This is a genomic window from Acinetobacter sp. YH12106, assembly GCF_013418995.1.
GTDB classification, from domain to species: domain Bacteria; phylum Pseudomonadota; class Gammaproteobacteria; order Pseudomonadales; family Moraxellaceae; genus Acinetobacter; species Acinetobacter pseudolwoffii.
Map to the genome: position 1 here is coordinate 1 of NZ_VPAV01000039.1, position 8,577 is coordinate 8,577.

Consider the following 8,577-nt stretch of genomic DNA (forward strand, 5'->3'; position numbering starts at 1 on the left):
GGACAAGCATCGTCATTTTATTATGGTCAGCCTCAGGGTGAAGTGTGTCTAATCAACAGGGTTTTCGGTCTCTAAGTACTTTTTAAAGGGAACATCATCGACTCAAATCTCTATTTGCAACAGTGCCCCATGAAGTGCCTGCCTGCGTCTGTTAGCCGAACGCCCCGCGCATGGCGCTCAAATAGCAGGACACCAAGGTTATCCTCCAGCGCTTTCACACGCGCGCTGACGCTCGACTGGCTGATACCAAGTGCCTTGGCCGCATGCCGAAAATTCAGATGCTCGGCGACGGCGATGAACTGAACAAGGGAAATGAGCGGTATCCTGCCAGACAGGATACCGACATTCACGAGGTTTCGATGGTTAGTGCGCCGCATCGGAGCGGGCCTGCTACCAGTCGTCGGTTAGACGACTGGCGACTTCTCGGTGGCAGCCCCACGGAGCCGAAGGAGCACCAGCCCCAACGAAACCAGTACCGCCATCGCCGTGGCGTAACAGATCACGGGCCACGCTGTGTCACCGTTTAAAAGTGCCACCGCCAATGTCCCGACAATGCTGACTATCAGGCTTTGAACGCAGAAGTAGAACGCGACCGCTGATCCCGCGATGTCGTCGAACTCTGCCAAAGCGCCGTTCGCGGTAACGGACACCGTGAAGACAATACCGACCGCGACAACCCACATCGGTAGGATGAAGGTGAGGAATGACGGCGAGCCGTAAAGTTCGCCGATCCCCAACAGGACCGCTCCGCAAACAAGCAACGCCATCCCACGCGCCACGCATCCTGCGATGCCCCATCTGGCGACAAAGGACTTCGCGAAACGGGTTGTCACGATCATTACAAGCGCGACAGTGGCGAAGGCAAAGCTGAATCCGATCTCGGAATATTCCGCTTGGCCTATGAGCACACGGGGAGCCGTCGAGAAGAAGACGAAGTAGGTGCCCATACCGGCGCTAAAGCCGACAGTGTAAACCCAAAAAGCCGGACTCGCGAAGATCGGCAAGACAGATCGGCGCGTCTTGACTTGATCCAGAGGGCGGGTTTCGTGCCACCTGAAACCCGCATTTAGGAGTGCGAGCATCGCCAGTATAGCCAAAGTAATGAATATCGCCTGCCATCCCAAGAACTCGCCGATCAATACTCCGGCGATAGGGCCGAGCGCAGGCACGAACGCCAGCATCGAACTGAAAAGGCCGTAGATGACGACACCCTCAGGACGGTTGGCATAAACGTCGCGAACCGTCGCGAACGTCGCCACCAGCATGGCCGACGCGCCCACTGCTTGAAGTAGACGGAAAGCGACAAAGGCCGGTGCAGTTGAAGACCAAGCTGCTCCCAGAGACGCAATGACGAAAGCCGTTGCGCCCGCAAGTAGAATTGGCCGTCGCCCGATTCTGTCTGAGAGCGGACCAAAAATCACCTGGCCCACGCCGAGCATCACCATATAGAGGCTCAACGTGAGTTGGATCATAGCGGGCGTCGTGTTCAGGATGCCGGGCATCGCTGGAACGACAGGGAGATAAATATCCATCGCCAGTGAAGCGAGGATGTCGAAAGGAGCCATCAGCAGCAGTGCTGCCGGCAGCGTATAGGCCCACGCGGGGCGTGTGGTGGTCATGACGAATCAACCCTCGATTAAGGAATACCGGGCGACGTCTGCTCGTCAGCAATCAGATGAGACTAGCCTTACAGAGCGCCGCAACAACAATACTGGTTGTTGCGGCTTACTTGTCTGCTGACTTGGAATTTCCCATCTGATTACTCCACGCTTACGAATATGAATTGCTACATTTTATCCGATTATCTTTTGCTTCGCAATGCGGCATGGGCGCACTCAGCGTTCCAGCCCCCTCTGCCGCCCTAAATGCTTGCTCCAATGCATCGAGCACCATATCTGTATTCATCCGTGTCGATACTTTCCATCCAACAATTGCTCGTGAGAACACATCAATAATAAATGCAGTATAAACCCAGCCTGAATTTGTTTGAATATACGTAAAGTCACTCACCCACAGTTGGTCAGGATGATCAGCAGTAAAATTACGTTTTACCAAGTCATCCGCTCGTTTTTGATCATCTCGGCTACGGGTGGTTTGTTTGTTCTTACCACGCCAAACACCTTTTATACCTAGCTTTTGCATTAATCGAGCAACAGTACAGCGCGCAATAATATAGCCTTCACGTTTCAGTTTTTGCCAGACTTTACGTACACCATACCGACCTGAACTTTCCTTCCAAATTCGTTTAATCTCCTCAGCATGATGCAAGTCATGTAAATCTCGCTTTGCTCGATGTTCTGGATTTTCACAGAGATCTAGAGTCCGGTAATAGGTTGAAGGTGCGATCGGTAAAATTCTACAAATCGCCTCGACTCCGTACAGCTCTTTATTATTATGGATAAAATCCACCATTATTTGTGTGGGCGGTCGAGCTCCGCCTGGGCGAAAAAAGCGGCTGCTTTACGTAGAATTTCATTGGCGCGTTGCAGTTCTTTATTTTCGCGTTCGAGTTGTTTGATACGTTCTTGGTCTGAAAGCTGCTGTACTTTAACTGGATTTTGTTTATCTAAATATTTTTGATACCAAACACGTAGTGTTTCAGGAGTACAACCCTTGCGCAGTATACTGCTCAGGGAGCAATAGCGGTGATCGCAGCCCAATTCGATGGATAATCTTTCTCGGATTCAATCAATAATTGAACCGCTCTTTCTCTGATTTCAGGGGTATATTTTACTTTTTTCATCGGGACATTCTCTCAGAAAGCTTGGTCTCCGACAAACCCGGTACGGTTCAAGGTGAGATTTCTAAAATATATGTAGACAAAAATTCAATCAAAACAGCACCAAATAATAATGATATTAGATATTTTTCTATAAAAGAAGTTCACTCAAATCCTAAAAATAATGTAGTGAAAAATAATTTAGCGATTGAATGTTCACAAGGTCTTTTCTTGAGCCCATTTACTAATCAATGGGAACCTATTTTTCAAAGAGGCTATATTATTGGTACTCTAAAAACCTATGAATATTATAGCTATACAACTGTTTGCGATGATGTCAGAGGAAAATATTCTAATAACATTATTATTAATACAAACAGAATTGGATTTTAATAATAGCCTAAGCAGAACAAGCTTCTCAAAAGCTCTTCTATAAAAATATAAAAACCTATAAAAGCAAAAGCACATGCTCTCAACTTCTCAACTCGTTACCCAAGCGTCGCACTTCGTGCTTTGGCTTTGGTGAACGGTTGAGAGAGTTTCGGCAATACTCTCCCTAAAGGCGGTCATTTAAAAAAATGACACATCCTTTAAGTATTGCCGATTTACCGCATATTCTTTTGGCTTCGGAGCCACGTATATCGGTCGTATCCGCACATAGCTTTGCAGACTATGCAGACAAGGACTAAAGGTCTTGCACCTTCTCCCACGCGCTCCCTGTCGAAGTATGGCGGTATCTCTGCGAGGGTTTCCCCAACATGCAACTTAACCAACCTATACAGCTACTCTTAACGCTCCGCTTTTGTGAGATTCCCCTGTAGCGGTTTAGCCTTTCGACTATCGCTACGTTGCACCAGTGACACTTATTCCCTCCACATGCAACGCATGCCAATCCCTAAAACGGACACGCAGAAGCAGGCAAAGCTCGATCTATGATGCTTATTTGATGATTTAAAACACGGATTAACGAAGACTTATCATTTTGAGACTTGATCTAAACACTGTTTATTGTGAAAATAGAGTTCAGGTACCAGCCTTTGGTGAAATCATAACGGTCGCCAAACCTTATGATCTTCGTTATTCGATGGGTTAACATCAAATAACTGCGTACCGTAGAATTTACTGGAAAACCCCTCTAAGTTGCAAGGCTTAGGGGGGATTTTCTTTATAATTTACAATTACAAATTTACTTATCCTTATTTAAAGCAAATTTTCGCTTCTTAATCACAGTAATTGACTTTTCTTGTGAAGCTATATTTTGCTGAATAGCTACCTGCTTCATTTTTACTGGTAAAGTAATCTTTTCATCAGATTTGGGGCTAGATTCTTTAGGCTTTGAATCTGTTGGCTTTTGCAAAGTTGCTTCTTTATTTTTAATTTTTATATAAATTTTATGTACGACCGTATTGTGTTCTTTGATCTCCTTATTTTTACTCTTTATTTTTTTATATTGTTCTTTAAAGGGCGTTATAAAATTCTTAACCGTTGATAGCAGTACAGCTTCATCAGAGTGTATATCTGCTAATGTCTTTGGTGTTTCACTTTGTACAAAATCAATAAAATGTAAGGGAAATTTTTCAATAATCTCTGGAGTAGCAAAACTAACAAAATGATATCCGTGATAAGAAATTACAGCGTAATTTGTATCCTGTTTAATCGGATGTTTGATATATCCCTTTACTGTCGCTTCTCCTTGATCCAATAGCTTTTTTAGATAGAAATCCTTGATATGATTCTCTAAAACTCTACTTTTTCTATAAAAATTAATCTTATTGTTAATCTCTTCTCGCTCTTCTATTTCATCAACAATATCTAACTTATGACTAAATTCAACAAATTGAGCATGATGATATTCAGCAAGTTTAGAAGTCCAAATTAAGATTTGTCCAAGATTATCAGGCTTAATAATCTCAATATCGTTGAAATCAAGTTTTTTTATTAGTGCAAGTTCTTCATGCTTGAACTCTTTTCTTTCCAAACTTGAATGTTTCAACATAACAACTTCCTTAACCACGGCGTATCCTTCAAAAACTATAAAGTAAAAGCTCATTTGGTATGAATACCAAATGAGCTTTCTAATTAATCAATCAAACATTAAAACAAAAAAGGGAGGTCATACCTAATTAAGTACGTTTCAATGCCATAATATGGCGAACCATATCGTTAATATGTTGTTTTGTTTCATTATCTTGTGAACCTAACCATGTCACCACATCAGCATCAAAAGCCTTTGCTTGAGCGATGGCGTGACGTTCCTGTAATTTTTTCACAAAACTAGGTTTAACCAATGGGGCATTGGTAGGATCAAAATTTTTATAGCGTTCTAATTCATTTTGCATTGCTGTACCTCCGCTTTTGGTGATGTGATGGTTCAAATGCAGTGATTATTCTCGCAACATCTCCACGTTCAACCCAAACCACTGTTAATAGTCTACCACGATTGCTTAAACCGACTGATATTAGTCGTTGTTCGTCATAGTGTCCTACATCATCAAAAGACATCAATGCAGGATCAAGGAAAATACTACAGACTTCTTCGAACGTAATTTCACGCCCTCTGTAGACTAAATCCATTTTTTGGTCATGCCATTCAAATAACAAGCCGTAATATTCAATCAATGGCATGATTACCCCTTTTCCTCTCGTAGAATTGAAATTAAGTAAGAATTTTCTTTTAGCATAAGAAATATTCTTATTATTTTGGGTCTATGACACAAAAATCGCCATTTTTTCCATATCCGCACTGCTTTTTCATCACTCGGACACACGGTTTAGATTCTCCATCAACTTTACAACTTCCAATATCAAACTGGATGCCTTGCTGTCTCAGGCTCTCGATCTGCGGGATATTGCCTAAAGGTTTGATATAAACACTAAACAGCCAAATGATACCAAGCATCAGAATGGCAAAGATGCCTAGAACAATGGTAATGAGCTTCCATGACAACTGATCACGGGCTGATTCAATTGAATTATTCAAGCGTCCAAGTGCTTTAGCGGTCTTAATAAGCTCCGCTGTACCCTCCTGTAAGCCCGTATTTAGCGATTTTGATACAGTATGGTGGGTCTGCCCAGCAATAGTGCTTTGAATGTGTTCTTTCGTGATTTGAAGCTCTTTAACGGCCTGATTGACGAGGTTCTGCTGTTGTTCTGCAACTGCCATTAGTGCATATAGCTTTTTTTCATCAGGTGTCATCGGCTCATCCCTCTAAACTTCATTGTTTTCTGTTGCTCTCTTTCTAATTTCTGCTGTTGTTTGTACTGTTCCAAAGCAAGCTGTTTAAAGCTGTCAAAATCAGCCTTAAAGCTCTCAATACCCTGTTTAATTTCTTTGTCTGAAATTGGGCTGTTTTTGAGGTCTTTCAGGTCTTGTTTGGGGTCGCCTAAGTCTAGTCGCTCAAGCTCTTTATAGGCTGTACGTGATTGTTGTAGGGCTTCCCTAATTTCAGGGTCTTTGGCTTGGCTTGGTAACAGTTTCTTTTCGGGTTCTTTCTCTATGCCTTGCTCTTTGTAGCTTCGCATATCAATACGGCTATCAATTTGATGTTTTTCTAAATGGCTGTTGCATAAATCCGCCCATCTTTGGCGTAGGTCTTTAATATCAATTTTTCGTTCCTGGTAACTCTTGCCTGTATTGTCTTTTTTAGCTCCGCCACGTTCAGGATTTTTGCTGTTATAGCGTTTGAAATATTGCTCTGGATCTCGTTCGATTCCATCTTGCAGACGTTCATTAAACATGAGATGCACGTGGGGCTGATCGTTGCCGTCCATTGCTTTAGGGTTATGAATCGCAAACTGATATGGATATTTTGAGCCGATCTCGGACTGAATGAACTCCTCAACCAGTTCTAGACGTTGTTTGGCATTCATCTCTCTAGGCAGGGCAATTTCATATTCTCGATAGGTACTGCCATTTTTGCGCTCGTAAAGGTCGGCTGCTTCCCAAAAGGTAATCGGATTATGTTCAGCCCATTTCGGCATATTCCCATAGGCACTATGTTCAAGGTCGGTTTCTGCCTGTTCTTGTTTCAGCTTTTTTTCTTCATCCCGATCAATATATTCGGCATGCGGTGCTGCTTTACCTGCCTTACCGACTTTGACACTTAAACGAGCAATCGCCATTAGGTCTTATCCTGTTCCTTTTTTCGGTTACGTTCTTTTTTAAACGCTCTTTGATCAAGTATCGAAGCCCACATCATAATGATGATAATTAGCGGTGCTGCGATCACGCCAAAACTAATATCTTTGATTTTTCCCAATACCTGTTTTAGTTGCATGCTGTTGCTCCTAGCTTTGGTACTTCTTTTTTTCATTCAATTTTCAATTGAACGAAAAAAAGAAGTTTCAGGGTTTTAGGGATGAAGTCCCTAACGTGCTTAGGTTTCTCAATGAAATTGAGAAACGTCTAAGCGCGCCATCAATTTTTTGATGGAAGTACAGGCGACAATCTCTAGAACGACTTTAACAAAATTGCGTACCTTGGACGTAATTATTTTGTTATCGTTCTTTGAGTATTGAGCCTGTGCTTTTGCGGTATATGAATTAAGGAATTGAATATGAATAATGATTGGCTGTCTGAAAAAATTACCTACATTTCTGCTTTAAAGAATCCCAGTGATGCACAAAAGCTTTTATTAGAATTAGCTCAAATCCAATACCGTACTCCCGACCAAGAGAAAAAATTGAATGCCTTGATCAAAGCTGAAAAAGCCATAGATCGAGCGAATAAACAGAAGATAGCAGTCAGAAAATTACTGAATGCAGAAAAGGAAGCTGAACGAAAAGCTCGTACACGTCATCTCATTCAATTAGGCGCACTTTTTGAAATTGCTAACCTTGATCAGCGTGACCCAGCCGAATTACTTGGAATTCTGCTTAAAACTGCTGAAATAGACCCAAATGATATGAAATGGCAAATTTGGAAGGATTTAGGATTAGAAGTTCTCAAACAACGTAAAAATAATTCAAATTAATTATAAGCTAAGCTAGATCAGCAATAAATTAAGTTATGATTTAACAAATCATTATGAGATTTCATAGGACAATTAATGAAAAAGTTTATCTTAGGACTCTGTCTATCTTTACCAATTCTCTCTCATGCAGCACCTAAATGGGAACTTGCTAATGTATTCATCACAAACAAAGATAAAGGTGAACCGTACCGGGTTTGTCGGAGAGTTTTTTATTTAAGTTAGGCCACCTGACCTAACGGGTTAATCTTATCATAGTACATTGCTTCAAAATCAAAAGGTGATACATAACCTAGTGCACTATGTACACGCTCTTTATTGAACCAATCTACCCAATTTAGTGTCGCAAGTTGGGCACTGTTGCAAATAGGCTGACATGATAAGCTAAATATCTTATTTATTTCGAGATACAGCAGATGAATCCCTTCCACGGTCGGCACTTTCAAGGTGAAATCATTCTTTGGGCTGTTCGTTGGTATTGTAAATATGGCATCAGCTATCGTGAACTTCAGGAAATGCTGGCCGAACGTGGAGTGAATGTTGATCACACCACAATTTATCGCTGGGTTCAGCGTTATGCTCCAGAAATGGAAAAACGTTTACGTTGGTATTGGCGTAATCCTACAGATCGACATTTATGGCATCTGGATGAAACTTACGTAAAAGTGAATGGCAAATGGGCATATCTATACCGTGCAGTTGACCAACGTGGCCATACTCTTGATTTCTATCTTTCTGCTAGACGAAATACCCATTCAGCTTATTGTTTTCTTGGAAAAATTTTAAATAATGTGAAGAAGTGGCAAATTCCACAAGTGATCAACACGGATAAAGCACCCACATATGGACGTGCTTTATCACGGTTAAAACGGGAAGGTAAATGTCCAC

At 42.1% G+C, this 8,577-nt stretch carries 11 protein-coding genes, 3 pseudogenes and 1 other annotated feature; of the genes and pseudogenes, 4 read left to right on the forward strand and 10 right to left on the reverse strand.

Features of this window, described 5'->3' with window-relative positions; genetic code table 11:
• Positions 1-75, forward strand: a pseudogene (locus FTU45_RS14425) (IS6 family transposase); the annotation flags it as partial.
• Positions 76-110: 35 nt separating this feature from the next.
• On the opposite strand, the gene FTU45_RS14430 reads toward FTU45_RS14425, so the two are convergent.
• From FTU45_RS14430 to FTU45_RS14440, 3 genes and pseudogenes are all read right to left on the reverse strand, one after another.
• Complete coding sequence (locus FTU45_RS14430; protein WP_077170324.1) at positions 111-377, reverse strand: LysR family transcriptional regulator; 267 nt, start codon at positions 375-377, stop codon at positions 111-113.
• A 27-nt stretch (positions 378-404) separates the two neighbouring features.
• The gene (gene floR, locus FTU45_RS14435) at positions 405-1,619 is read right to left on the reverse strand and encodes a chloramphenicol/florfenicol efflux MFS transporter FloR (protein ID WP_000214122.1); all 1,215 of its coding nucleotides are present in this window, start codon (positions 1,617-1,619) and stop codon (positions 405-407) included.
• 151 nt (positions 1,620-1,770) lie between these two features.
• A pseudogene (locus FTU45_RS14440) lies at positions 1,771-2,743 on the reverse strand (IS3 family transposase).
• Positions 2,338-2,454: a sequence feature (AL1L pseudoknot), on the reverse strand. (Overlaps the previous pseudogene by 117 nt.)
• On the opposite strand from FTU45_RS14440, the gene FTU45_RS14445 reads away from it, so the two are divergent.
• Positions 2,696-3,112 (forward strand): hypothetical protein, encoded by a 417-nt coding sequence (locus FTU45_RS14445; protein ID WP_163169825.1) that lies wholly within the window; start codon positions 2,696-2,698, stop codon positions 3,110-3,112. The pseudogene FTU45_RS14440 and the gene FTU45_RS14445 sit on opposite strands and share 48 nt — an antisense overlap.
• A gap of 793 nt (positions 3,113-3,905) precedes the next feature.
• Here FTU45_RS14445 and FTU45_RS14450 read toward each other — a convergent pair.
• From FTU45_RS14450 to FTU45_RS14475, 6 genes are all read right to left on the reverse strand, one after another.
• Positions 3,906-4,715, reverse strand: coding sequence for a hypothetical protein (locus tag FTU45_RS14450; RefSeq protein WP_108091266.1), 810 nt, complete (start codon positions 4,713-4,715; stop codon positions 3,906-3,908).
• Between the two features lie 127 nt (positions 4,716-4,842).
• Entirely contained in the window at positions 4,843-5,058 is a 216-nt protein-coding gene (locus FTU45_RS14455; protein ID WP_042087985.1) for a hypothetical protein, read from the reverse strand.
• The gene (locus tag FTU45_RS14460) at positions 5,048-5,344 is read right to left on the reverse strand and encodes a BrnT family toxin (protein WP_042087986.1); all 297 of its coding nucleotides are present in this window, start codon (positions 5,342-5,344) and stop codon (positions 5,048-5,050) included. Before FTU45_RS14460 ends, FTU45_RS14455 begins: the two co-directional genes overlap by 11 nt.
• A gap of 70 nt (positions 5,345-5,414) precedes the next feature.
• Entirely contained in the window at positions 5,415-5,915 is a 501-nt protein-coding gene (locus FTU45_RS14465) for a hypothetical protein (RefSeq protein WP_068550831.1), read from the reverse strand.
• Positions 5,912-6,841 (reverse strand): MobA/MobL family protein, encoded by a 930-nt coding sequence (locus tag FTU45_RS14470; protein WP_119065094.1) that lies wholly within the window; start codon positions 6,839-6,841, stop codon positions 5,912-5,914. The genes FTU45_RS14465 and FTU45_RS14470 overlap by 4 nt, the downstream gene beginning before the upstream one ends.
• Positions 6,841-6,996 carry a hypothetical protein gene (locus FTU45_RS14475; RefSeq protein ID WP_002061201.1) on the reverse strand — a complete coding sequence of 52 codons (156 nt, stop codon included), beginning with the start codon at positions 6,994-6,996 and terminating at the stop codon, positions 6,841-6,843. Before FTU45_RS14475 ends, FTU45_RS14470 begins: the two co-directional genes overlap by 1 nt.
• A gap of 279 nt (positions 6,997-7,275) precedes the next feature.
• Here FTU45_RS14475 and FTU45_RS14480 point away from each other — a divergent pair, with 279 nt between their 5' ends.
• Entirely contained in the window at positions 7,276-7,692 is a 417-nt protein-coding gene (locus tag FTU45_RS14480; protein ID WP_108091264.1) for a conjugal transfer protein TraD, read from the forward strand.
• Between the two features lie 218 nt (positions 7,693-7,910).
• Here FTU45_RS14480 and FTU45_RS14485 read toward each other — a convergent pair.
• Positions 7,911-8,042, reverse strand: a pseudogene (locus tag FTU45_RS14485) (IS3 family transposase); the annotation flags it as partial.
• A 63-nt stretch (positions 8,043-8,105) separates the two neighbouring features.
• Here FTU45_RS14485 and FTU45_RS14490 point away from each other — a divergent pair.
• On the forward strand, positions 8,106-8,577 hold a 472-nt coding region (locus tag FTU45_RS14490), incomplete at its 3' end, for an IS6 family transposase (RefSeq protein ID WP_151817486.1).